The following is a 23,517-nucleotide window of genomic DNA, read 5'->3' on the forward strand; positions in this document are numbered from 1 at the left end:
AGCCTATCGATGTATGAGGGGGAGTAAGATGCCGAAATACCAAGCCTTTATCGTGGATGACGAGCCTTTAGCCAGATTAGCGCTTCGGGAATATATCGCTTTAACTTCAACAGATATTGAAATTGCAGGAGAGGCGGGCGACGGAGAAGAAGCATTGCATCTTCTAAAGGATCGTCAGAATATCGACATCATCTTCGCAGATATAAAGATGCCGCGCATGAATGGTGTGGAGCTTCTTGCAGCACTTAGAGATGTGTCGTTCGAGAGCCCGCCGCTTATTATTATGCTTAGTGCATACGGCGACTATGGCTATGTAAGAGACTCATTTGTGCTTGGGGCGTTTGATTATATGCTAAAGGCGAAATTGGATGAACAATATATTGCTCCAGTGCTGAATAAGACAGTGGAGGAATTGAATAGGCGACAGAGGAGCAAGGCTGCGGAACCTGAATTGTCTGCCTTAGATGAAGACGAAATGGTTTGTTCCATGCTCCACCAGCTGTCGGTGTCAGATGGATTGAGCTCATCTGATTGTGAACTCGATTCACAGTTGAAATTAGGATTGAATATCGTTCGGAAACAGTTGGGCGAGAAAAATCAGAAGGTAGCCTTTATTAGACTATCTCAAGTGGTTCACTTCGAACATACGAAGCAAATTATTATGCAAACCATTAGAACCGTAACGAACACGGATAGGAATGAAGGAATATGCCGCGTTTGTCGTCATGATGAACGGAACTATATCCTATATTTCACCTTTCCTGAGCAATGCAGTGCGATGGCAATTCGAAGTTTGACCCAAGTTGTCTTGACGGATGTAAAAATAAGGCTGCGGCAGTTTTTGAATCTTCATTTATCGATCGGTATCAGTGACTCTGCCAATGGAGTGATGCAGTGGAATCGTTTGTTCCGTCAAGCTGAAYGGCTTTCCCTTCTTAGTTACTATCAAGGATATGATCACTTGATCTATCCAGAAGCCGAACGATCAATGGGTGCAGAGAAGGACAATTGGAAAGAAGCATGGGCGCCATTTAAGCTCGAGCTGCTGCAAGCGCTAAAAGATACCGACCCTATGCGATGGAAACAGTCCATGCAGCACGGATTCAAGCTGCTGCTTGAATACTTTCCATCCTCGCCTGAGCCTATCAAAAAAGCACTCAGCGATTTGATCTGGGAAACGGGTACGCTGATGCATGAGCGAGGAATGTCGTGGGATAAGCTGCATGAAAGATTTCCTCAACCGGTTGAGCATGTCCGGAGTATAGAGACATGGGAGGAGACCATGGAATGGCTGCAATTATTTCTTGATGCCTTGCATGATAAGCTGCATCCTAAGCTCGACAAAACAGCTGCTTGGCTGAGCCCTGTTGTAGCGAAAGCTAAAGCTATATTAGATAATCATTTTAATGAAGATTTGCATTTGTCTACGATTTGCGCCATGGTCGGAGTCAGTGACAGTTATCTTAGCAAACAATTTGCGAAAGAAATCGGTATTAATTTTATCAACTATTTAACCAATTTAAGAATTGAAAAAGCGAAAGAAGGACTAGAGAACGGGTTGAAAATTTACGATGTAGCAGAAAGTGTAGGGTATGTTAATCCTGAGCATTTCAGCCGAATTTTCAAGAAGGTGACGGGACTTAGTCCAGTAACCTATCGCAAGAAATGTGAGAAACGTCCCATGACGGCTTCCTATTATTTAAAGCATTCATAAATGCTAAGGGGCTGCTTCTCAAGTAGGTTAATCTACTTGAGGAGCAGCCCCTTATTTTGTGAAAAGATAAGAAGGCAGCGAAGACTAAGTATCTGTCATGATTCCGCCATTGACATGCAATACCTGACCTGTAACGAATGATGAATCGTCTGAAGCTAAATAAATGTAGGTTGGAGCAAGCTCGAATGGCTGTCCTGCGCGTTTCATCGGCGTATTGGCACCAAATGTTTGCACATATTCAGCTGGATAGCTGGAGACGGTCAGAGGTGTCCATATCGGACCCGGTGCAACAGCATTAACGCGTATCCCGCAATTAACGAGCTGCAGCGATAACGAACGGGTAAAAGATACGACTGCCCCTTTTGTTGAAGAATAATCGACCAGAAGCGGGGCACCTGCATAAGCAGTTACGGAGGCTGTGCTGATGATGGTGCTTCCTGGATGAAGATATGGAAGCGCGGCTTTCGTCAAATAGAAATGAGGAAAAATATTGGTCCGATAAGTATCTTCCAGCTGCTCATTCGATATGTCCAAAATACTCGTCTGAGGAAACTGGACTCCTTGGTTAAGCACCAAGCAATTGATTTTTCCATAATGCTCGAGTGTTATTCTGATGATTTCTGTGGAGAGCTCTGGCCTGCGGAGATCACCTTCAATTAGCAGGCAGCGACCACCGTATTGCGCTACCATTTGCTGAGTTGCAAGCGCGTCTTGACGTTCGTACAAATAAACGATAACGACATCAGCACCCTCTTTGGCGAAGCCAATGGCAACAGCTCGGCCAATTCCGCTGTCTCCTCCAGTAATGATAGCTACTTTGCCGGACAGCTTTCCACTTCCTTTATATGCGGGATTGTCGGAAATCGGTAATGGGTTCATTTTGTACTCAAGGCCAGGCTGCCTGTCTTGATGCTGGGGCGGAAAGGTTAGGGGCTCCTGTTTGCACTTTGTTTCGTAGCCATAATAGGGATAAAACGGAATCATCATGGTATCCTCCATTTGAGTTCATTGCAATAGGGTATTCACCCAGCAACTAAAACGCAACTCTTAGTTAGTTTGCATATTGGAGGGAGTTTATAAAGATGGCTGTTTAGAAGAAAAGGACTTATGATACTGCACGAAGCAAAGCGATCATTCTTGATGCAGCCGAGCAATTATTTGCCGAGCAAGGTTATTCCGCAGAAATCCGCTAGCAGGCATTAGGCATTGATATGCGGTGTTTTATTGATCGTATGTTTGTGAACGGTTTTAATTGAAAGCCTATAAACAAGTAGGATATAAACAATGTCCAGTACAAGGATCAAAACATACATGATAAACAATAGTAGAGATTGCGGAAAGAGCGAGAAGCAGAGGATGGAGGCGAATAAAGTGCCTATCATTTTGAAATAAGCGATAGACAGGGATTGTCCCTTCAAGTCTTTGATCATCAGCATTCGGATGAAGAGAATCGACATGAGCAGATTGATGCCAAAGGCCGAATAAATGCCCATCTTATCATGGAATTCAACCGCCATACCATAATGCAGCAGAAATGCGATTACAAGCAGCGCGAAAACAGAAGCGTGAATAACGCGTTTAGGATAGGTGCCTTTGGAATAGTAGAGGAATTGAAGCAGAATAATGCAGTCAAGCAAGAACCACACTAAGGTCCCGATTTGCTGAAGCGGGTGAAACGGCATAATAAAGGTAAATAGAAATTCCCAAGTAATATTTGCACATATGCAGGCGAGCGGCATTCCACAGGCTTGATCCTTAAACCCTTTGTAAATAACGAGAATATAGACGATCGTCCAAAATAGTGCTACCCCAAACATGAGAAGAAACTCTACTTTTAAAGGCAACAGATGCTCCATATAACGACAATCGCATCCTTTCTAATATGATTCGCCCAACTAGTACAGGCATCTAGCTTGTCTATCTATATGAAATTAGTATGTCCTGTAGACCCTTGAACGAAAAAAGAGAAGAATTGTTATGCCCACAAAGGGAAGCCAGGCTATTGTTAGTTGGAAAATGAAAAAGGAGATCGACAAGGATCTCCTTTCTCAAAACTTAGCGTTTTTAACAAATTAATAGCGTGGTGAAGAGAGGATGAATTCACGTATTCTTTTGGTCGACAACTTGTTTACGAAGCTCCATTTCCTTTGCAAGGGTTTCGGGATTGTTCATTAAGTCTTCTGCCTCGAATACTTGTCGGAGCTCAATTACGCCTTGGCCAAATCCATGGGGATCCGGAAAACGAAGGGCCCATTCAACGGCTTCTTCTCTGGATTTGACTTCAATCAACGTGTAACCGGCAATTAATTCTTTGGCTTCCGTAAACGGCCCGTCTATCACCTTCGGCTTGCCACCTGGTTCCGGATAAGAAATCCGAATGCCGCTGGAGCTTGGCAGCAGTCCATCAGCAGCAAGCAAGACACCGGCTTTTACCAACTCCTCGTTATACTTCTGCATAGCATTAATGAGCTCCAAGCTTGGCATAACTCCAGCCTCTGAATCTGTTGTAGCCTTTACAATCATCATAAATCTCATAGGTGTATTCCTCCTATTTTTTAGTAAAGCTTATACCGATTGAAGTAAGTCCGATAATTCAGCTTCTACTTATTCGACGAATTAATCATCGATAGATCGACATCTCATCTACATCTATTCGTTATTATTTTTATTTAGTGATTGTTCTTAAAAAAAGCGATAAGCTCCACAGAGATTCGTTTGGCGTCGAGCTTCTTGGTATGTCCAAGCCCTTTTTTACTAACGAGCTGGGCATGTGGGAGCACCTTAGCAATGGCCTGGGCACCCCGCCGCAGTGAAGCTGGACTTTCGGTTCCTTCAATCACCAGCGTTGGCATTGTAACCGTACTCCAAAGCTTGGCAGGAAGTGGTTTTCCATCCATAAAGCTATCCAATAATGCTGCATCGTAGGGGAGTGTATGAGCGACAGCCATAAGGTTAGACCAAACGCTTGGCATCATGCGCATCATGGCAACTATAAAGGAGGGGGCTCCCATGCCTTTAGTCATAAAATATTTGATGGCATCTGCACGGCGATTTTGTGCAATCAGCTTCATGACCTGTTCTGCAAAGTCTTTCGGCGCTTTGCGATCTGCTGCATCGACAACAAATGGCGGCTCATGTAAAACCAGTTTTGTGATATTAGCTCCATTCGAAGCGGCCTGTAGGGCGAGAACTGCTCCAGATGACAGTCCCCAAACATATGCTGAGCCGCCAGCCTCTTCAATCATCGCCTTAAGGTCATCGATTTCATGGGTTGTGTCATATGGCTGTGTATCGCCGCTATCGCCGCGGCCGCGGCGGTCGTAGTTGTAAACCGTAAAGTGCTCGCTCAATAATTGTGCTAGCTGTACTTGTGCGGGGAATTTTCGGTAACTGAAAGCACCCGCTACTAATAGGAGTGCTTGCCCTTTACCCATTTTGTCATATGCGATTTTGGTTCCGTCTTTAGAAGTTGCGGTATACATTTGATTGCCTCCTTAGAATAAATAGCCTTATGTCTTTATTAAGACGACGAACCGCTGATGGGAATATCGACACCATTTCATAAACAATTTAAAAATATTTTGCTTGCTGTTTAAAAGCAAAAACGAGGGTTATGTAAACTTGTATAAAATGAAGGATTGAAAGGGATTTGCTATCTAAAGCGCAGGATTATTTGTTTATATCTATTTTATCCCTAGTATCTCTGATTTGCAGTAACTATGCTTAAATAGTTGTAGATCGTCAAAGGCGCAACCGAATAGCAGTTTGAGAGGAATGTAAGCAAATGAGAATAGAGTGCGGGCATTATAAAGAAGATGATTTTATCAGGGTTAGAGATTTTCTGATAAATATATTTGGAAAATGGTCTGTTGGTCATGTATTTATGCCAGCCCGGTGGGAATATATCGTTTTTCATCCCAATATCGTACCACTGAAACAAGCTGGAGTGTTCGAACAAATCGGACTGTGGGAAGAAGATGGAGAAATAGTAGCAGTTGCTCATTTCGAGAGCGAACTAGGCGAGGTATATTTGGATGTAGACCCGAATTATACATTCCTGTATTCGGAAATGATTGAATACGCGGAAGCGAATTTATATGAAATAAAAGAAGATGGCCGGAAAAGTATAGAGTTTCATGTGGATGAGAGCAATGAAGCATTGAAAGCTTTATTAGAAGAAAGAGGATATATACGGGATGCTGCTCTCTATGAGGTTTACTCCGGCAGGTCAATCGTAGATGAGCTCCCTGATCTGAAGCTGCCTGAAGGACTTCAAGTAAGAAATATTCGGAAAAAAGAAGATGATGGACGCAGGCTGCGCGTTTTATGGCGGGGCTTTGATCATGCTGGCGAACCGGACCCCAAAGATTTATGGAATTCAGGCTATATGCAGAGTGCACCTGGATATGATCCTTCTATAAATATCGTAATTGAAAATGAAGAAGGGAATTTTGTTGCGTATGCAGGGTTCTGGTATGATCATCTTAGTCGAGCAGCCTATATTGAACCTGTTTGTGTAGATCCGGATTACCGGCGTATGGGACTAGCAAGCATTGCACTTACGGAAGGAATGCGGAGATGCAGGCTTTTAGGTGCTGAAAATGTATATGTCGCATCGGATGCAGGTTTATATAAATCACTTGGATTCTCGCAGGTTAGTATTAGTTATTCCTGGTTAAAACAACTCTCTGACAAATGAGTGAATGAATACGGAGGATGAGTTATGATAAACAAAATTGTTCCCTATCAAGAAAACGATCACGATAAATTAGTGGATATTTGGTATCAGGCTGTGCGACATACGCACACATTTTTGACAGATAAGGATATTGCATTCTATCATCAGATGCTTCAAAATGGTGCGTTAAAGGAAGTTGAGATTTGGGTAGAGGTAAATGAAAACAAAGTACCGACAGGGTTCATTGGGCTTGATGGAACAAAGATCGAGATGCTTTTCGTACACCCCGATAACCACGGAAGGGGTATAGGCAGTCGATTAATAAAACATGCCGAAGCATTAAAAGGCAGCAGTCTCCAAGTCGATGTCAATGAGCAAAACGAAGGAGCATTCACCTTCTACAAACGATATGGTTTTGTACAGCAAGGACGCTCTGAACTAGACAGTTCAGGACGACCATTTCCGATACTTCACTTAGTATTAAAGCGTTGAAATAAATATACAAAAGAACAACCCACTCCACGTAGGTTGTTCTTGTATAAATTATCGTTCCGCTATTTCTGTGCACCAGCTTGCTGCAAGGCTTCAATCATTTCTTTAAAACCCCGGTTCTGGGCATGCTTCAGCGGGGTTACGCCTTCTGAATCCGCAAGATTTACATTAGCGCCGTGATCGATTAATAATCGCACGATCGCCTGATGATCTGCTCCGCCATCCCCGAGAATAATAGCCTCAAGAAGTGCGGTCCATCCAAGCTGATTCACATGATCGATATTGACGTCGGATGTGGTTAGCAGCTCCCTTACAATCTCAACATGTCCACGATCTGCAGCTGGAATGAGTGCGGTACCGCCAAAGCGATTGGTGATGGTTGTATCTGCGCCGGCAGCTATCGATGCTTGAACGAAGTCCATCAGCCCCTCTGCGCCTGAATAAAGGAGCGGGTTGTCATAGCGACTGTCTTGAATATTGATATTTGCTCCTTTTTCTATAAAGAGGTTAAACACATCGAGCTGGTTCGTATGCACTGCAATCATTGCAGAGGTTCTGCCTTGATCGTCGGTCGCATTGATGTCGGCACCTTCGGCTAGTAGCTTAGTTATTGACGCTCGATCTCCTTGTTTTGCTGCTGCTAACAAAGCTTTATTCAACTTGTCCATTTCGTTGTTCACCGATTGGGCTGCATGCTGCTCATCATTTGTTAATTCCTGATCATTATTTTCCTGACAGCCCGAAATGATAAGAGCTAGCATGATTATAATTAACCGCAACATCACACACCCATCCTTTCTCAGAAATTAATTTATTTTAAGGACATTGTAACATCTTGGGCGGTTGCCCACGAGCCTATCGGTTTTACTGTGTACGTTGTTCCTGGCGTTAATTTCGTGTCTTTCGCCAAATCAAATACGCCAACTGCGCCTTTACGGCTGGAATATTTATAGGAAGCAACGATCTTCTCGCCAGTTGGCGCCGTTAACTCAACACTGCGGCCAGAGAATAGTTCATCTCCAGGGTCTTGTGCTAGAGTCAAGAGAATCGAAGTTTCACTAGCAGCTTCAGCACCAGTTAACTGCAAGGTTGGTATTTCTTTTGCTACAAAGGAAGCGTTCGCGATAGCAGCCCAATCTGACGTTACCATATAAGTCACGCCCGGCTTCAATGTTTGCCCTTCGGGAAGGCGGAATTTAGGCTCCTGCTTGCCATCTGTTGATTGTGTGAAAGGTACATATTTCGCAATGATCGGTTGACCGCCTTCAGGTGTAATCGTCACTTGGCGAGCTTGCATTGAAGAAATGATTTGGAATGTCTTGCCGCCTGCTTGGTTGTTCTCATCGAGGATGAATGCATTCGCACCTCGACCGCCGCTATAGGCTGAGATGATATAGCCATAGTCAGTTACTCCGTTTGCTTGCAGCGCTTCTACCTCAAACGTATCATTTGTTACTTGGCTTGCTGTTGTCATATTTACTTTCGTTGCATTTCCAGTAAAAGAAGCGGCATGTTGTCCTTTATAAGTGAGATTATAGGTTGTGCCTGCTTGCTGAACGGAAGTAGGAACGATATAGGTTGCGATGGAACCGGTTTTTAGACGCGGCATATTGGTTAAAGTAAGACCATCGTTAAATGCAAAATCTGTTTTTGCCTTCGTGAATTCTTCATCCGTTGTCGTAAGCGGTTTATCGAAAGTCACGATGAGGGTAATGGCATTTAGCGTTTGGACGTTTGTGATTTTAGCTTGGTCCGATGGAATAGCCTTGTGAGCGGTTTGCAACAAATAAGCAGCTTCGCCGCGGGTTAAGTTATTATTCGTAGAGCTGAACGGACTGGCCCATGCATTCACGGACTTGAGATCACGCTTTAATGCTTTGGATACGGCTTGAATCAGCTCTTCATCTGAGACCACAGCTCGAGGCCCAAATTGACCGTTCTCAGCTTGCATGATGCCAAGCGCTACAACCGTTGCAGCATAATCTTCATACCAAGCATTCGGACTCACATCCGTTAAGGTTACTGTATTTGGAGCAGTGTCTTCGAGAAGGAAAGTTTTTACGATCATTTTGGCAAGTTCGGCACGATTAATGGGGTTTAGGGTACCCATGGATTGGTCGGGATAACCTTGCATAACACCAAGCTTTACGAGCTCATTAACAGCTGCTTCTATATCTTTATTGGATAATGGTGAGGATGCAGAAACTTTTGTAATGACTGCTGGTGCTGCGGATACGTTCATAACAGCATACGGAATGGTCGATGCTCCAAGTGCAGCTGCAACCAAAAGGGCTGCTGCTTTTTTCTTATAGTTTCTCATTTGTAAATCCTCCTCAGATCGTTTCGTTTGTTATTGCCTGTTTCTATAATAGAGGATAGAGTTAAACGCCCAAGAAACCAGTTATTAATAAAATATAAAATCCACATAAACATTCTCGAAATTATGTTCAGAGATTGACCAACAAATAAATGGAACAAACATATTATAATTGATAGATTAATCCTATTTCTGGTATATATTAATAGAAGATAGTCTAAAGTTCGGAAAGGGGAGGCTCATGGAATTGCAAAAAGTCGGTGAGGACAAAAGGAAGCTGCTTATAGAGTCACTGAGTCAATTTGTCGAAAAAATTAAGCAGGATGAGCAGATCATTGCAGCAGTACTCTTCGGCAGCCTGTCCTATGATCAAGTATGGGAGAAATCAGACATTGACCTCAAGCTGATCGTTCACGACCAGAAGCTAAAGAACAGTTATGTTTGTTTTGTAGAAAATGATGTTCCGATCAACACCAGCATTCAGACGCGCAATGAGTTTAAAAGGTGGATGGAACGTTCCGTCAGCGGCTCATTTCAGCAGTCAATGCTTGTACGGAGTACACTGCTGTTCACAAAGGATGAGTCTATAACGCAATATTTTGAACAAATTCGTTATGTTGGCGATCGCGACAGGCAGCTTCAACTGCAACGTCTTGGCTGTCATGTGCTCAGTCTGCTTTCCAAATCGGAGAAATGGCTGTATGTGAAGCAAGATGCAGCTTACAGCGCTTTCTGGTTGATCAAAATGATTGATGTACTGGCGCAAATCGAAGTGCTGCTTCATGCGGAAGTTCCGATGCGGGAGGCGGTTCAGCAGGCATTGGTACATCATCCGGATTTTTTTACCAAGGTCTACACGGAGCTAGTATGCGAACAGGTTACCGAACCGAAGGTTCGTGCAGCTATAGAGCTTGTGAACCATTATTTAGATGAAAGAGCGGAGTTTTTGTTTCAGCCAGTGCTCGCATACTTGAAAGAGGAAGGCGACGTTCGCACCGTGACGGATATCGTCATGAAGTTCAGCACGGTTATTGATATTGATGCAGGCTCCATAGCAACAGCTTGCGATTGGCTGGCTGAGAAAGGGCTTCTAATGAAGCTGGAATCGGAGAGAAAAGCGACGCCGAAAAGCCGAATCATGCTGCTCGAGCCCGCTTATTTGTATGAGGAATTCGATGAGCCAATCTGGGGGATGTGATTAACTTATGAGACAGTTTATTGAAGTTAAGGGTGCAAGACAAAACAACTTAAAAAATATAGACGTGAACATTCCGCGGGACAAGCTGACGGTCATCACGGGTGTCAGCGGATCGGGGAAGTCGTCGCTGGCGTTTGATGTGATTTATGGAGAAGGCCAACGTAGATTTTTGGAATCGCTTTCAACGTTTGCTAAGAGTCGGATGAACCAGCTTAAGAAAGCGGATGTTGATTTTGTGTTTGGACTGTCCCCTGTCATTGCTATCGAGCAAAAAAAAGGAATTGTTAATCCGCGTTCAACCGTTGGTACGATGACGGATATTTATGATTTTATGAGGCTGCTCTTCGCATCGGTTGGAGAAGCCTGCTGCCCATTCTGTGAGCATCCCGTACCGATTAGATCAGCAGGACAAATGATCGATCATATCCGTCAGCTGCCAATCGGGACAGAACTTGAGGTGCTTGCTCCGGTTTATAAAATTTATGGTGAAAAATATGAAACAACCTTCGATGAAATTCGTTCCAAAGGGTTTCGAATGATTCGTATAGACGGGAATAAGCATAGTCTCAGTGATACGATCGAGCTGGATGAAGAGGCAGATTACCGAATAGAAGTTGTTGTCGACAAGATTATTGTCCAGCCGGATTCGTTTAAGGCGCTTGTGAAGACAATTGAGAACAGCTTAAAGCTGGTCGGGGAAGGTTTTATCCGATTCGATATCGCAAATACTCCAGAGGAAACGAAGCTCGACCGTGATCGGTTCTACCAGGGCTTTGCATGTCCAGAGCATCAGCTTACTATGGGAGAGTTGCGCGCGAATTACTTTTCTTTTAACGATCCAAGCAGTGCTTGCAGCACTTGCGGCGGTATTGGAACGTTTATGCGAGCCGAAGCTAGGTTCCTGATTAAAAGCGCGGACAAAAGCATTAACAAAGGAGCAATTGATGCGAAGCTTCTTGGTCCAAGCACCGGCACTTGGCATTGGTCAAGCGTACGGAGTCTTGCGAGCCATTACGGGTTCAGCTTGGATACACCTTACATGGATTTGCCGGAGGAGATCAAGAACATCCTGATGTACGGTACAAAAGGTGAGAAATTCCCTTTCCTCCCTGGGGAGGAAGCCTCAAAGTCGCAATTCCGTCATGCTGGCAAGCTAATGAGCTTTGCTGGTTTAGTTCATATTATCAATTGGTGGTACAAGCTATACTTAAAACGTAAAACACAATCCACAGGTGAGGATGAGTTTTATAAGCGTGTGATGGTCGAGCATACTTGTCCCGATTGTGAAGGGAAGAAGCTGCGGCCGCAGCGATTCCGTGTGAAGGTAGGAGGCGCAGACATTCATGAGCTAAGCAACTATTCGCTTGTTGAATTAAATGCATTTCTGTCATCCGTAAAGTATGCGGAGCAGCAAGCTAATGTGGGTCAGCAGGTTGCTTCCGAAATCCAATCGCGATTAAACCTGCTGCTTGATATTGGGCTTGATTATTTAAGTCTTGGACGCCGCTCCGATACAATTTCTGGCGGTGAGGCACAGCGAATTCGTCTCTCTACGCAAATTAGTTCGGGACTAATGGGGATGCTTTACGTGCTGGACGAGCCGAGTATCGGCTTGCACGCGAGAGACTCCATTCGTATTATCGACACGTTGAGAAAGCTTCGTGATATCGGCAATACAATTATTGTTGTGGAGCATGATATGGATACGATCTGCAGTGCCGATCACATTATCGAAATCGGTCCAGGTCCAGGCTTGCATGGAGGAAATGTAGTGGCAGAGGGCACGGCTGAACAGCTTCGAGACAACCCAGACTCCATCACAGGTTCTTTTTTGGCGCGCAAACGGAGTATTGAGGTGCAGGCAACACGCAGACAGCCAACTGGGATGACCTTATCGCTGCGAGGAGCGAGGGCGAACAATTTGCGCAATGTTAATGTCGACATTCCGCTTGGCGTTATGGTTTGTATAACAGGCGTCTCTGGTTCTGGCAAAAGCACACTCATCCACGAAGTGATCGGCAAGCAGCTTCATGCCGTCATCCGTGATGCGCGAATTGTTCCTGGAGAGCATGATTCATTGTCGGGGCATGAGCATTTAACTGGCACAATCAACATTGATCAATCTCCGATCGGAAGAAGCACAAGATCCAATCCGGCAACTTACGTAGGTTTCTTTGATAAAATTCGTGATTTATATGCGAAGGCGGCTAGCGCAAGCGGACATACATTGACCAAAAACGATTTCAGCTTCAATCAGAAAAATGGGGGGAGATGCGAAAATTGCCAAGGTGAAGGAATGGTAACGACACAGCTTCAGTTTATGCCGGATGTAGAATCCGTTTGTCCAGTATGCCAAGGAGCTAGGTTCAACGAGGAAGTTCTTGATGTTCGTATTCGTGAGAAGAACATTGCTCAGGTTTTGGAGATGAGCATAGAGGAAGCGGCTTTGTTTTTCTCTGACCAACCTTATATTTTGCATAAATTGAATGTTTTGAATGAGTTGGGTCTAGGATATTTACGACTCGGGCAATCGTCAACGATGCTGTCTGGTGGAGAAGCTCAGCGGATTAAGCTCGCCACGGAGCTCAGTAAATTAACTAGGGGGTCCCACAATCTTTATATTCTCGACGAGCCGACAACGGGCTTGCATCTGCAGGATATTCAGAAGCTGATCGATTGCCTTCATCAGCTCGTAGACGCTGGCCATTCTGTCGTCGTTATTGAACATCATTTGGATATGATTAAAGTAGCGGACTACATCATAGATATGGGACCAGAAGGTGGAAATAACGGTGGGATGGTCGTTGCATGCGGTACGCCTGAGGAGGTAGCAAAGACACAAGGATCACTTACCGGTAAGTTTTTGCGTGAGATGCTTGTAGCTGGGGAACCGTTTAATCTAGAGCTTGCATGATCAATGATATAAGTCGCGGTGAAAATGAATTCAACTGTATAAGTAGGTAAACAAAAACGGCAGAGATGCCGTTTTTTGATTTTGAGCCACATATAAAAGTTCATTTCATGGTAGAATAAAAGATTGAGATAGCTATATTTAAGAAACAAGTGGAGGAACTAAACTTTTATGAAGGCATCAAACTTATTACGAGGCTTTAATTTTTTGTATTTTGCACTACTGGCTATGTTTATTTCATTCCTTCCGGTTTATTTAGATGTACAAGGACTAAGTCCATCGCAAATTGGCTTCATTATAGGAACAGGCGGATTTGTTACGCTCATCGCTCAACCTTTATGGGGGATGATAAGCGATAGAACCAAATCCATTCGTAAAGTATTGTTGGTACTGTTATTTTTCTCAACCATAATTGGTTATTTGCTTTATGATTCCAGCAGTTATCCGCAGCTCATTTTGTATGCTATGCTGCTGTACTTCTTTCTCATGTCCATCGATCCATTAACGGAAAGCTTGAATTTTACAATTGCCGAATCTTCAGGAACCAGCTACGGATCTATTCGTACTTATGGCGCTTTGGGTTATGCCTTAGCAGCGCTGCTTACAGGTTATGTTATCTCTTATTTCGGTGAACATAGCTTGGCGCTGCTTTTTGGAGGAATCGGGTTAATCAGTTTTATTATAGGTTGGATCATGCCCGATGCGCCTGTGACAGGCAAGCCGGTTACCTTAAAAAGTCTCAAACATTTTATTAGCAACAAAGAGACACTAATGTTTCTGCTCTTGGTGTTTATCTGTTCCGTCCCTGCACGAATGAATGATACCTTTCTTGGCGTATACATTCGTGAGCTTGGCGGGAGTACCGAATTGGTTGGTCAAGCATTCTTCTTGGCAGCAGGCAGTGAAATTGTAGTGTTCGCTCTGAGCTTTTGGTGGATGCGCAAAGGTAAAGAGCTGCTTATTATTTCGTTTTCAGCCGTGTTCTATTTCCTTCGGTTTTTCCTCTCAGCTTGGATTACCGATCCGCACATACTCGCGTATTTGCAAATTTTACAGCTGTTGACTTTCCCTGTGTTCTATTCAGCAGCTATTCAGTATCTTTATCGAATAGTRCCAACCGAATGGCGCGCGACAGGTCAAACGGTGCTTGCGCTGCTGTTTTTTGGTGTTTCAGGCATTTTAGCCTCCTATGTAGGTGGAGCCGTGTATGGTAGCTTTGGAGGCAAAACATTGTACTTGTCTATTTCCGCCATATCTTTTGTCGGCATGCTGTTTGGTCTCATTCTATATCGGGTTTATGGAAAAAGGCTCTCTGCATCAGATGAAGCTGCATCATAATAGTGATCAGTTTTTTCAATTTGATACATCTATATCATCATAGCCATGAGAAACGACAGCGATGTCGTTTTTTTCATATCTCCATACAGCAGCAAAGTTTAGCGAGGAAATCGTTAATTATGAAGTCAAAATGAAATCATTTATAATGAAAGGATAATAACGTTTTGAAGGAGCCAGCTCTTGAATAGGCAAATAATAAAAATAGGGAAGGTCACTATTATGATCATTGTTCTGATTGTTCTGGTCGGATTGATATTCCCAACGTGGACACCTCGCATTAAAGGTGACAACAGCATAAGTACGTTAGAGCAAGTTGAAATCAATGGTACTGGACATGAAGTGATGATTAGGGGAGTAGACAAACGCAATCCGATTGTCATTTTTGTGCATGGCGGCCCGGGGTGTTCTGAAATTCCGTATGTAAGGAAATATCAAGATCTGCTTGAGAAAAACTATACAATTGTACATTATGACCAGCGCGGGAGCGGGAAATCTTATCATTTTAATGAAGACTATTCTAATCTAACGACTGACGTGCTTGTTGAAGATCTGCTTGCGTTGACCGATTATGTAACCGCGAAATTTGGACAACAGAAAGTGCTGCTCATCGGTCATTCTTTTGGCACATACATTGGGATGAAAGCTGTGTCTAAAGCACCTGACAAGTTTGCGGCTTATATCGGAATTGGGCAAGTGGCTGATACGGTAACGAGCGAATTGGATAGTTTGCAATACGTTATAGAACAGGCGAAGCTGGCTGACAATACCAAGGAAGTGGAAAGATTAGAGTCACTTCGAGAACCAATCGAAAAAGGGGAGGAAACGACGCCTAGATCGATCATTCGAAAATATGGCGGTGCAGCAAGGTTAATTGATGACAACATGGATTATTACAAAGGATTTCTATTTCAGCCTGAGTATAATTTGCTTGATGTTGTTCGCTATTTAAGAGGAATTTCTGTAACGCAAAAGATGCTGCTGGCTGAGGAAGCGAGCAATAATATTATTGATGTAGTGAAGACACTGGATATTCCTTGTTATTTTGTGATGGGGAAATATGATTATATGACATCGGTGAATGCTGCAAAACAATATTTTGACGTGCTGCATGCTCCTGTGAAAGATTTTGTTCTGTTTGAACAATCCGCTCATTATCCGCAATTCGAAGAGAAAGCGTTATTCGCGGAGTGGCTCAATAAAATATGGAAGCAGCTTGCTCACTAGAGGACATGAATGTTTCAATTCTTCATTTATTAGGTAAGAAGGAAAGATGAGGGAGGAGCATCGTCCTATTATTTTTCTTATAATCAGTTTCGACAAGGTTCCCTCCATCTTTCGATGGAGGTTTTTTAATCTGGCGCTCTAATTAGAAAAGCAAAGCGGTTAAAGGTCTTTTTTTAAATAAAAGTGCGTATAACCGCCAGCATTCGGTATCGAACCAAACACCTCGAAACCTTGCTTCTTGTAAAAATCGAGCGCCTGAAAGCTTAAGGTATCCAGCTTTATGAAATCACAGTTTTTCGCTTTAGCTATTTTTTCGGCCTCGTCTAAAAGCTGCTTGCCATACCCGGATTTACGAATTTCGTCCGCAACAAATAAGTACTCAATCTGCATCCAGTTCCAGCATATTTCGCTAAGAAGCCCGCCGAAAATTTGCCCATCAGCGTTTTTGAGAAATAAATTCACCTCCTGATAGCGACCTTTAAGGTCATCAGGAAAATGCTTTAAATTAAAAGCAAACATATTGCTGCTAACATACGATTTATCATCGTTAGTCCATTCATTTGATATGTATAATTCCATACTTCACACGCCTCTCTAATCCCTGCATTTACCTCATGCAAGCAAAAATACCTATCTATTTTAATCTATCACAATTGTTAGAAATAGAAGCAGTAAAAAATAGTTTATAAACGTATTTTATTATAATTGAAATCGTCTATTAAAGTTTGGTAATGTTGTAGAATGAAACCAGTTGAAATGGAGTGGGAAAAAAAATGAATGGTCCGTTGATCGAAGATTTATTTCAAGCGATTCAGTCAGGAACTCAGCTAAATAGCTTATTAGAATCGGACCCGAGCCTAGCAAATGCCGAAAATAAGGATGGTCTTACACCACTCGGTTTCGCAGCACATTTTGGCAATAAAGAAGCGGCACAGGTATTGCTTGACTATGGTGCTGACATTAATGCAGTTTCTCATTCCAAGATTTCTTTCATTCCCTCCAATACAGCCTTGCATGCTGCAATAGCAGGCGAAAGAAATATAGATCTCATTAATTTGTTTATGAAACATCATGCCGATACTAATCTTCTGGACAGCAATGGTCATACTTGCTTGCATACTGCAGCTTTTCATGATGATAATATTGAAATCATTCGCATATTGCTTGAGCATGGAGCAAATTTAAACACTGAAGATCGAGAAGGGAATACTGCCTGGTCTCTTGCAGTCAAGCAAGGAAACCATAATGTGGCTGAGTTTCTTCGCAGTAGATTATGAGTCTGGAAAATACTTGCATATAAACAAAGTAAGTAATTGTGGTAATCTATAATTAATGAGCAGAAAGCTTGCTGATGGATAGGCTAGTGAAAAAAACGAGATTTACAAGATGATGCTGTTATAGGAGACGAGTAGAACTATGACAATAAACAATGAGACAACAAATGAGGAAGTAAGCAGTAAGGATTCGGCGATGACCGAGGAGAAATGGGCGGAGCTTATTAAGGCTGTTCACCATAATGGCATCGTAGCTTTAAAAATGCAATTTAACGATGTTGAAGGACAAGTATTGAACCACGAAGCTTATGGCCCAGTTTTTGTATTTCATGTGAAGGATGAGTCGGACAGCGTATATTCCTGCGGATTTTTCTTGCATGAGTTGGTCAACAGATTCCAATCGGGCAATGATCCTGCGGTGTGGATGGCTTCTTTCTTCGTCGATCTTATGGAGATCGAGGGTGGGAAACCTCTCTCACAAGCAGCTGCAAGTGAAGAGGAGGCTAAAGCGGTAATCGACAAAATACTCGTTCCACAATGTATAACAGCTGTGACGGAAGAGTTTGCTCCGGAACAGGTACATGCGGGTCTGGCTTGGAACGAAGAACACGGTCCAGTCTTTGAAGCTGGATTTCCAACGATTAAAGACGGAAACAACGTTTGCGCTATTCCGTTACATCTATTGTTGACACATTTGCAGTTGAACCGGGATCCTGCGGAGCTGCTAATTCAAGGCATGTATAACATCCGAAATGAACATGGCATAAATTCCTAAAATTTTTTCATCAAAAGGCAGCTTCTGATTCGTAATGGAATCGGGAGCTGCCTTTTTCTTTTATGTAAATGAAGAATAGCAAGCCAGCCAAACCTTTCTTTATTGCGATATTCTCATTTACAACGTAACAGTGTTATGTTACGATCATTTCGAGAGGTGATTATAGTGGATAAGGATTTAATTTCGAAAAAGGAGCTGCTGGATTTAACCGGCATTTCGTATGGGCAATTATATCGTTGGAAACGAAAGAAGCTTATTCCTGAGGAATGGTTTATTCGAAAATCAACGTTTACAGGACAAGAAACCTTTTTCCCAAAACAGACGATATTAGCGCGCATCCATAACATCATTAATATGAAGGATGATCTTTCGTTAGATGACCTAGCAGGTAAGTTATCTGATACGTCCGCGATTAATGGTATGACATTGACTGCTGCAGAAATTGGAGAACGTAACATTGTTTCGTCTACGACCCTAAGCAGGTTCGGAGCGTTATCTGGAATTGGTGGACAATATTCTTTTGACGAGCTTGTGCATTTATTTGCAGTTGACTACCTGCTTGGCCTTGGAGAGCTGAGCTTAGAGGAAGCAGAACTGTTGTTTCAAACCTTGAACGAGAAGGTCAGGAAGTTCGAGGGGAAAAGCTGGGATCTATTTTTTATTCGAAAAATGGGGATGACTTCCTTTATCATGGCGCACTCGCCAACTGAATTAGTATTTGACGAGGGTGTCCGACTTGTTGCCAAGCTAAGCTTAGGTGATTTGATTGAACAATTAAAAGGGAAGCTTTCTTAATGGAGGGAAGAGCGATGACGGAATATCAGCTGTCAGATTTAAAGATTAGCGGAGTTAGCGGTGCCGCAGGTGGAAGCTACGATAACGTATCTATAGATGGTGTTGGCAAAGTAAGCGGACCTATTGTTGCGCGAAGGTTTAAGGGAAATGGACATATACGAATGAAGGCACATCTTACGGCAGATGAGCTTGAAGTTAATGGTACGATGGATGTGAAAGGCAATATGAAATTTGGAAATATGAAGGCGGATGGTTTGCTTACTATCGCGGGCGGAGTTAGCGGCGAAAGCTGTGAATTAAATGGCATGATGAGCATAAAAGGTGATTGTGAGCTAGAGCATTTTACAGGTAAGGGCGGCTTCACGGTTGGCGGCTTGTTCAGTGCGGGCCAGCTGGAATTTCAACTGCAAGGCCAAGGAAAAGCGAATGAGATTGGCGTGGAAAACCTGGTCATCAGGCAGGCAGACGTGGGAATGTGGAATAAATTATTCAGTGGAATTATTCCGAAGCTAAAGCCTGAGCTGCGTGTTGGGGTCATTGAAGGCGACAATATTGATATTGAATTTACAACTGCAGATATCGTTAGGGGTAATGTTGTCATCATTGGTCAGGGCTGCTCGATAGGACGAGTAGAATATCGCTCGAAGCTGTCCGTACATCCCGGCGCTGCAATTATGAAGGAGGAGAAGGTTAGTGACTGAGCCTATACGGAATCCATTGAAAGTATTAGGTGAAACAACGTCAGCGGGCGGGTTTTATCAAAATGTGAATATAACAGGCGAATGTAAATTTAACGGTGATGTGGATTGTGAGAAGCTCAGACTGACGGGAGAAGTCAAGATCGCTGGAAATTTAATTGCGAAAGATATGAAGATAACGGGCGTATGTGCCGTTGATGGCAGCTTAAATGGGCTTAGCTTGCAAGGACGAGGTGAGATGAAGTCAAAAGGAAGAGTTAGAGTAGACAAAATTAAATTAACGGGTCAATTGGATGCAGCAGGTGATTGTGAAGCGGAAGAGCTGCACATAAGTGGCGCAGTAAATATCGATGGATTATTAAGCTCAGATCAGCTGGCTATTAGTATGTTCGGACCTAGCTTTGCCAAAGAGGTCGGAGGCAGCAAAATCAAAATTAAAAGAAGCAAAGTGGGAACATTGCTGAGGCTGATGAAATCGATGGACGGGGTTATATTCAATGCGGGGTTGATCGAGGGCGATAACATCGAGCTTCATTATACGAAGGCAAGTATCGTTAGAGGAGAGAATGTAATTATAGGTATAGACTGCGAAATTGAGACGGTGGAATACCGTGATGAACTGAAAATTCATAAGAGTGCAGTTGTGAAAAACAAGGTAAAACTATGATTTTTTTAATACGCCCTGAACAAAATAAGCTTTCCCTATTTAGGTGGGAGGAAATGAATGCGCCGGCAGAGTGTATGCTTTATATCTGCCGACGCATTTTTTTTATTTTATAGTTTGAATTTGCTAATTAATGTTTGCAGCTGCTTGGACATTTCATTAAGTGATACAGCGGAAGCGCTAATTTCCTTCGTAGAATCGAGCTGTGCATCCGATGCATTAGCGACGTCAATAGCAGCCTTTGAAGAGCTTTCAGCTATAGTTGAGAGCTCCTGAACAGAGGAGGCGACTTCCTCAGAGCCCGCTGACATTTGCTCAGATATGGCTGAAACCTCTTGAATCAGCTGAGCAACATTGTGCGTGGCCGCATATATGGTTTGAAATTTATCTCCCGTCTCCTCCGCGATTAACATGCCTTGTGTTACTTCCTTCGTTCCTTCATCCATGGCATGTACCGCCTGCGTTATTTCTCGTTGAATCTCAAGGATTAATACGCCAATTTGAGTGGCAGCCTGATGGGATTGATCAGCTAGCTTCCTAACTTCGCTTGCGACAACTGCAAATCCTTTTCCCTGTTCGCCGGCTCTGGCTGCTTCAATGGCGGCATTCAGTGCCAATAAGTTGGTCTGTGATGCAATTCCAGCAATGACCTCGACAATTTGCACAATTTCGTTAGAGCGATCGCTTAGCGAGTTGATGGAAGCGGACGATTGTTGAACGGATTGATGGATGCCATCCATCTGATGGATAACTTTCGTAATATAGAGATTGCCTTGTGAGGCTTCCTCAGACATATCCTCAGAGGCAACCGCCATACTAGCTGCGGATTCAGCTACACGCTGTATGCCCACTGCCATTTCCTCCATTGCACGAGAGCTTTCGAAGGCTACCTGTTCCTGCGTTTCTGCGCCAACAGCAACCTGGCGAATGCGGTGTGAAACCTCACTAAGCGACTTCGAATTTTGCTCGGCATTCGTTGCTAGTTCATTCGCTTGAATCGTTGCTTGATGGGCATTTTGCTGTACACCATTAATCATGTCTCGTAAGCTTAATATCATTTCATTGAAACGGGCATTCAATAAGCCTAATTCATCCAGACGATTAGTGGGCAGACTCACATCAAGCTGACCCTCGCTAACTTTACGAAAAGCACCGTTCAACTCTTTAATAGGTGAAAGCAATTTGCGCAGCACAACAATTTGGATAAACAAAATGACGAGAAGCGCTGCTATCAGAACGGACAACGTCCATAGGAGCAGCTCTTTTTTTCCTTCGGAGACGATATCCGCATGAAGATCAATCGCAAATGCCGCAATGACATTGTTCTGCTCATCCATGATGGGATGAACGACGGTTATCCATTGTCCATAACGGTTTGTGTAAATGTCTGTTGTTGCTGCTTTTTTGCTTTCGAGCAACTTTTTCATGACCTTCAGCATGACGGGGGATTGCTCATAAGCGGTGCCCGGCGTGTAGCCGGAGTCAATATAGTCTTGCGGGACGGCTAGCAGAATCGGCGTTTTTCCTTGTGCGATATCAACAGAGTATAAATAGGATTGGGATACACTGTTGTTCGTATTTTGAAAATGTGCTATTTTCCCAATAAGTTTTTTGTGGAGCGGACTGTTTACGTCATGATTTTGGAAAGCTTCTTTAACTTCGGCTAATTCGAATTCACTTGCAGCAAGCGCTGCAAAACCTTCTGCCTGTTGATTTAAGGTTTTGACTAAAACTCGTTCTTGGATAAAATAGCTGGCTGTAATGAGGATAAGCGCAATCAAGACGATGTTCAAACCGGAGAGAAGCAGGTTTTTTCCAAAAAAAGATAGTTTCATTTGTTTAGAATTGCTGATTTGTTTCATCGTTAGGTAAACCCCTTTTCTAAGCAACAGTTATCAAAACAAATAGCCACCATCATTGGCGGTACCGATCTCACCGTCCAATAAAGTGGCTGAATTTATGCAGGTGGAAGTCACTACGTATGTTTAGGCGGAGCGATAATTTCTGCTGCTGGAACACCGGCAATTCCCCAATGGGTGGAGGGGATTTCTGTAACTAAAATGCGAATTCGCTCCTTTGGAGAGTTCAATTCTGCTGCAATGGTCTCTGTTACGCTGGCAATAAGAGACTTTATTTGTTCGGTTGATCTTCCTTCCATCATCTGAATCGTTACGATTGGCATATCTCATGATTCTCCCTTACACGGCAACTTGCTTAGAAGGGGTATTCAAATAGTCGGAAATGTCAATGTAATCGTATCCGTGTGCATCGGCAACCGCTTTATAGGTTACATTGCCCTCAGCAATATTAATACCTCTAGCAATGGCTTTGTTGTCTAGAGCAGCCTGCTTATAGCCTTTGTTGGCAATTTGTACGCCATAAGGAATCGTTACATTAGTTAAAGCAATCGTAGAAGTTCGAGCGACGGCACCAGGCATGTTCGCAACGGAATAGTGGATGACACCATGTTTTTCATAGGTAGGATTGCTGTGGGTAGTAATACGGTCCACCGTTTCAATAGAGCCGCCTTGATCGATGGCAACGTCGACGATGACAGACCCCGGCTGCATCGTTTTAACCATTTCCTCCGTAACCAAGCGAGGAGCTCTCGCTCCTGGAATAAGAACAGCACCGATTAAAAGATCAGCCTTTTTTACCGCTTCTGCGATGTTATAGCTATTGGACATTAGCGTTCGAATACGCCCGCCAAACATATCGTCAAGCTGCCGAAGGCGATCTGGACTTACATCGAGTACGGTAACAGAAGCRCCGAATCCGACAGCGATCTTAATCGCATTTGTACCAACGATTCCGCCGCCGATAATGACCACCTCACCAGGCGCTACCCCAGGCACGCCGCCTAATAAAACACCTTTTCCGCCATGCGGCTTCTCAAGGAATTGGGCACCGATCTGGATCGACATTCGTCCGGCAACTTCACTCATCGGCATGAGCAGCGGCAAAGCTCCATTATCGAATTGAATCGTTTCATAGGCGATGGCAACGACCTTGCGATCGACCAAAGCTTTTGTTAACTCTGCTTCTGGAGCAAGGTGAAGATAGGTATATAATAATAAGCCTTCACGAAAATAAACATATTCTTCTGCAAGCGGCTCTTTCACTTTAATAACCATTTCTGCAGACCAGACTTCCTGAGCAGTGGATACAATTTTAGCTCCTGCGGCTAAGTAGTCAGCGTCCGAGAATCCGCTGCCTGCTCCTGCTTGCGCTTCTATCCAAACCTCATGACCATTGTTCAAGAAGGCCGTTACTCCGGCTGGTGCAATTCCGACACGGTTTTCGTTGTTTTTAATTTCTTTTGGAACCCCGATAATCATCTGCTTTTCCATCCCTTCAACCAATTTTGTGCAAACAAGTTGACGCAGCATCAATATAAAATAAATATGACAAAGTGTCAATATTATTGTGCAAGAATGCC

General features: G+C 43.4%; 22 protein-coding genes. 12 read left to right on the forward strand and 10 right to left on the reverse strand.

The window, feature by feature from the left end:
• Positions 1–28: 28 nt before the first annotated feature.
• Positions 29–1,714: a response regulator transcription factor gene (locus tag AB4Z50_RS17720; RefSeq protein ID WP_441880927.1), complete on the forward strand. Its 1,686-nt coding sequence runs from the start codon at positions 29–31 to the stop codon at positions 1,712–1,714.
• 84 nt (positions 1,715–1,798) lie between these two features.
• Here AB4Z50_RS17720 and AB4Z50_RS17725 read toward each other — a convergent pair whose 3' ends face one another.
• The 4 genes from AB4Z50_RS17725 to AB4Z50_RS17740 form a co-directional block, all read right to left on the reverse strand.
• Positions 1,799–2,698 (reverse strand): SDR family oxidoreductase, encoded by a 900-nt coding sequence (locus AB4Z50_RS17725; RefSeq protein ID WP_441880928.1) that lies wholly within the window; start codon positions 2,696–2,698, stop codon positions 1,799–1,801.
• 215 nt (positions 2,699–2,913) lie between these two features.
• On the reverse strand, positions 2,914–3,570 hold the full coding sequence (locus tag AB4Z50_RS17730; protein ID WP_441880929.1) for a transmembrane-type terpene cyclase: 657 nt from the start codon (positions 3,568–3,570) through the stop codon (positions 2,914–2,916).
• A gap of 244 nt (positions 3,571–3,814) precedes the next feature.
• Positions 3,815–4,249: a YciI family protein gene (locus AB4Z50_RS17735; protein WP_441880930.1), complete on the reverse strand. Its 435-nt coding sequence runs from the start codon at positions 4,247–4,249 to the stop codon at positions 3,815–3,817.
• Positions 4,250–4,383: 134 nt separating this feature from the next.
• Entirely contained in the window at positions 4,384–5,196 is an 813-nt protein-coding gene (locus AB4Z50_RS17740; protein ID WP_441880931.1) for an alpha/beta fold hydrolase, read from the reverse strand.
• A gap of 302 nt (positions 5,197–5,498) precedes the next feature.
• Between AB4Z50_RS17740 and AB4Z50_RS17745 the strand changes: the two genes are divergently transcribed.
• Both AB4Z50_RS17745 and AB4Z50_RS17750 read left to right on the forward strand, forming a co-directional pair.
• Positions 5,499–6,413: a GNAT family N-acetyltransferase gene (locus tag AB4Z50_RS17745; RefSeq protein ID WP_441880932.1), complete on the forward strand. Its 915-nt coding sequence runs from the start codon at positions 5,499–5,501 to the stop codon at positions 6,411–6,413.
• A 24-nt stretch (positions 6,414–6,437) separates the two neighbouring features.
• A complete protein-coding gene (locus AB4Z50_RS17750; RefSeq protein ID WP_441880933.1) occupies positions 6,438–6,884 on the forward strand; it encodes an acetyltransferase in 447 nt (148 codons plus the stop codon).
• 62 nt (positions 6,885–6,946) lie between these two features.
• On the opposite strand, the gene AB4Z50_RS17755 is transcribed toward AB4Z50_RS17750, so the two are convergent.
• Positions 6,947–7,666, reverse strand: a complete 720-nt coding sequence (locus AB4Z50_RS17755) for an ankyrin repeat domain-containing protein (protein ID WP_441880934.1) — start codon at positions 7,664–7,666, stop codon at positions 6,947–6,949.
• Between the two features lie 29 nt (positions 7,667–7,695).
• On the reverse strand, positions 7,696–9,204 hold the full coding sequence (locus AB4Z50_RS17760) for an S-layer homology domain-containing protein (protein WP_441880935.1): 1,509 nt from the start codon (positions 9,202–9,204) through the stop codon (positions 7,696–7,698).
• A gap of 238 nt (positions 9,205–9,442) precedes the next feature.
• Between AB4Z50_RS17760 and AB4Z50_RS17765 the strand changes: the two genes are divergently transcribed.
• From AB4Z50_RS17765 to AB4Z50_RS17780, 4 genes are all read left to right on the forward strand, one after another.
• Positions 9,443–10,399, forward strand: a complete 957-nt coding sequence (locus AB4Z50_RS17765) for a nucleotidyltransferase domain-containing protein (RefSeq protein WP_441880936.1) — start codon at positions 9,443–9,445, stop codon at positions 10,397–10,399.
• A 7-nt stretch (positions 10,400–10,406) separates the two neighbouring features.
• Complete coding sequence (uvrA, locus tag AB4Z50_RS17770) at positions 10,407–13,313, forward strand: excinuclease ABC subunit UvrA (protein WP_441880937.1); 2,907 nt, start codon at positions 10,407–10,409, stop codon at positions 13,311–13,313.
• A 168-nt stretch (positions 13,314–13,481) separates the two neighbouring features.
• Positions 13,482–14,648, forward strand: a complete 1,167-nt coding sequence (locus AB4Z50_RS17775; protein WP_339203852.1) for an MFS transporter — start codon at positions 13,482–13,484, stop codon at positions 14,646–14,648.
• 219 nt (positions 14,649–14,867) lie between these two features.
• Positions 14,868–15,872: an alpha/beta fold hydrolase gene (locus AB4Z50_RS17780; protein ID WP_441880960.1), complete on the forward strand. Its 1,005-nt coding sequence runs from the start codon at positions 14,868–14,870 to the stop codon at positions 15,870–15,872.
• Between the two features lie 159 nt (positions 15,873–16,031).
• Here the strand turns inward: AB4Z50_RS17780 and AB4Z50_RS17785 are convergent, their stop codons facing one another.
• Positions 16,032–16,451, reverse strand: a complete 420-nt coding sequence (locus AB4Z50_RS17785; protein WP_441880938.1) for a GNAT family N-acetyltransferase — start codon at positions 16,449–16,451, stop codon at positions 16,032–16,034.
• 194 nt (positions 16,452–16,645) lie between these two features.
• Here AB4Z50_RS17785 and AB4Z50_RS17790 point away from each other — a divergent pair, with 194 nt between their 5' ends.
• The 5 genes from AB4Z50_RS17790 (at position 16,646) to AB4Z50_RS17810 (ending at position 20,081) form a co-directional block, all read left to right on the forward strand.
• Positions 16,646–17,149: an ankyrin repeat domain-containing protein gene (locus AB4Z50_RS17790; RefSeq protein ID WP_441880939.1), complete on the forward strand. Its 504-nt coding sequence runs from the start codon at positions 16,646–16,648 to the stop codon at positions 17,147–17,149.
• Between the two features lie 139 nt (positions 17,150–17,288).
• Positions 17,289–17,921: a hypothetical protein gene (locus AB4Z50_RS17795; protein ID WP_339203848.1), complete on the forward strand. Its 633-nt coding sequence runs from the start codon at positions 17,289–17,291 to the stop codon at positions 17,919–17,921.
• A gap of 165 nt (positions 17,922–18,086) precedes the next feature.
• On the forward strand, positions 18,087–18,716 hold the full coding sequence (locus tag AB4Z50_RS17800) for a DUF4004 family protein (RefSeq protein WP_441880940.1): 630 nt from the start codon (positions 18,087–18,089) through the stop codon (positions 18,714–18,716).
• Between the two features lie 14 nt (positions 18,717–18,730).
• Entirely contained in the window at positions 18,731–19,417 is a 687-nt protein-coding gene (locus AB4Z50_RS17805; RefSeq protein ID WP_441880941.1) for a hypothetical protein, read from the forward strand.
• A complete protein-coding gene (locus AB4Z50_RS17810) occupies positions 19,410–20,081 on the forward strand; it encodes a hypothetical protein (RefSeq protein ID WP_441880942.1) in 672 nt (223 codons plus the stop codon). Before AB4Z50_RS17805 ends, AB4Z50_RS17810 begins: the two co-directional genes overlap by 8 nt.
• A gap of 107 nt (positions 20,082–20,188) precedes the next feature.
• On the opposite strand, the gene AB4Z50_RS17815 is transcribed toward AB4Z50_RS17810, so the two are convergent.
• The 3 genes from AB4Z50_RS17815 to ald form a co-directional block, all read right to left on the reverse strand.
• Complete coding sequence (locus AB4Z50_RS17815) at positions 20,189–21,940, reverse strand: methyl-accepting chemotaxis protein (RefSeq protein ID WP_441880943.1); 1,752 nt, start codon at positions 21,938–21,940, stop codon at positions 20,189–20,191.
• A gap of 113 nt (positions 21,941–22,053) precedes the next feature.
• Positions 22,054–22,260, reverse strand: coding sequence for a 4-oxalocrotonate tautomerase (locus AB4Z50_RS17820; protein WP_441880944.1), 207 nt, complete (start codon positions 22,258–22,260; stop codon positions 22,054–22,056).
• A 16-nt stretch (positions 22,261–22,276) separates the two neighbouring features.
• On the reverse strand, positions 22,277–23,416 hold the full coding sequence (gene ald, locus AB4Z50_RS17825; RefSeq protein ID WP_339209701.1) for an alanine dehydrogenase: 1,140 nt from the start codon (positions 23,414–23,416) through the stop codon (positions 22,277–22,279).
• Positions 23,417–23,517 lie beyond the last annotated feature (101 nt).

The organism is Paenibacillus sp. 2TAB26, assembly GCF_052115145.1.
Taxonomy (GTDB): Bacteria; Bacillota; Bacilli; order Paenibacillales; family Paenibacillaceae; genus Pristimantibacillus.

What these genes read in the sequence shown, in the direction of transcription:
- AB4Z50_RS17725 (WP_441880928.1), bottom strand. Translation starts at nt 2,698, where the DNA reads ATGATTCCGTTTTATCCCTATTATGGCTACGAAACAAAGTGCAAACAG.
- AB4Z50_RS17730 (WP_441880929.1), bottom strand. Translation starts at nt 3,570, where the DNA reads ATGGAGCATCTGTTGCCTTTAAAAGTAGAGTTTCTTCTCATGTTTGGG.
- AB4Z50_RS17735 (WP_441880930.1), bottom strand. Translation starts at nt 4,249, where the DNA reads ATGAGATTTATGATGATTGTAAAGGCTACAACAGATTCAGAGGCTGGA.
- AB4Z50_RS17740 (WP_441880931.1), bottom strand. Translation starts at nt 5,196, where the DNA reads ATGTATACCGCAACTTCTAAAGACGGAACCAAAATCGCATATGACAAA.
- AB4Z50_RS17745 (WP_441880932.1), top strand. Translation starts at nt 5,499, where the DNA reads ATGAGAATAGAGTGCGGGCATTATAAAGAAGATGATTTTATCAGGGTT.
- AB4Z50_RS17750 (WP_441880933.1), top strand. Translation starts at nt 6,438, where the DNA reads ATGATAAACAAAATTGTTCCCTATCAAGAAAACGATCACGATAAATTA.
- AB4Z50_RS17755 (WP_441880934.1), bottom strand. Translation starts at nt 7,666, where the DNA reads ATGTTGCGGTTAATTATAATCATGCTAGCTCTTATCATTTCGGGCTGT.
- AB4Z50_RS17760 (WP_441880935.1), bottom strand. Translation starts at nt 9,204, where the DNA reads ATGAGAAACTATAAGAAAAAAGCAGCAGCCCTTTTGGTTGCAGCTGCA.
- AB4Z50_RS17765 (WP_441880936.1), top strand. Translation starts at nt 9,443, where the DNA reads ATGGAATTGCAAAAAGTCGGTGAGGACAAAAGGAAGCTGCTTATAGAG.
- uvrA (WP_441880937.1), top strand. Translation starts at nt 10,407, where the DNA reads ATGAGACAGTTTATTGAAGTTAAGGGTGCAAGACAAAACAACTTAAAA.
- AB4Z50_RS17780 (WP_441880960.1), top strand. Translation starts at nt 14,868, where the DNA reads ATGATCATTGTTCTGATTGTTCTGGTCGGATTGATATTCCCAACGTGG.
- AB4Z50_RS17785 (WP_441880938.1), bottom strand. Translation starts at nt 16,451, where the DNA reads ATGGAATTATACATATCAAATGAATGGACTAACGATGATAAATCGTAT.
- AB4Z50_RS17790 (WP_441880939.1), top strand. Translation starts at nt 16,646, where the DNA reads ATGAATGGTCCGTTGATCGAAGATTTATTTCAAGCGATTCAGTCAGGA.
- AB4Z50_RS17795 (WP_339203848.1), top strand. Translation starts at nt 17,289, where the DNA reads ATGACAATAAACAATGAGACAACAAATGAGGAAGTAAGCAGTAAGGAT.
- AB4Z50_RS17805 (WP_441880941.1), top strand. Translation starts at nt 18,731, where the DNA reads ATGACGGAATATCAGCTGTCAGATTTAAAGATTAGCGGAGTTAGCGGT.
- AB4Z50_RS17815 (WP_441880943.1), bottom strand. Translation starts at nt 21,940, where the DNA reads ATGAAACAAATCAGCAATTCTAAACAAATGAAACTATCTTTTTTTGGA.
- AB4Z50_RS17820 (WP_441880944.1), bottom strand. Translation starts at nt 22,260, where the DNA reads ATGCCAATCGTAACGATTCAGATGATGGAAGGAAGATCAACCGAACAA.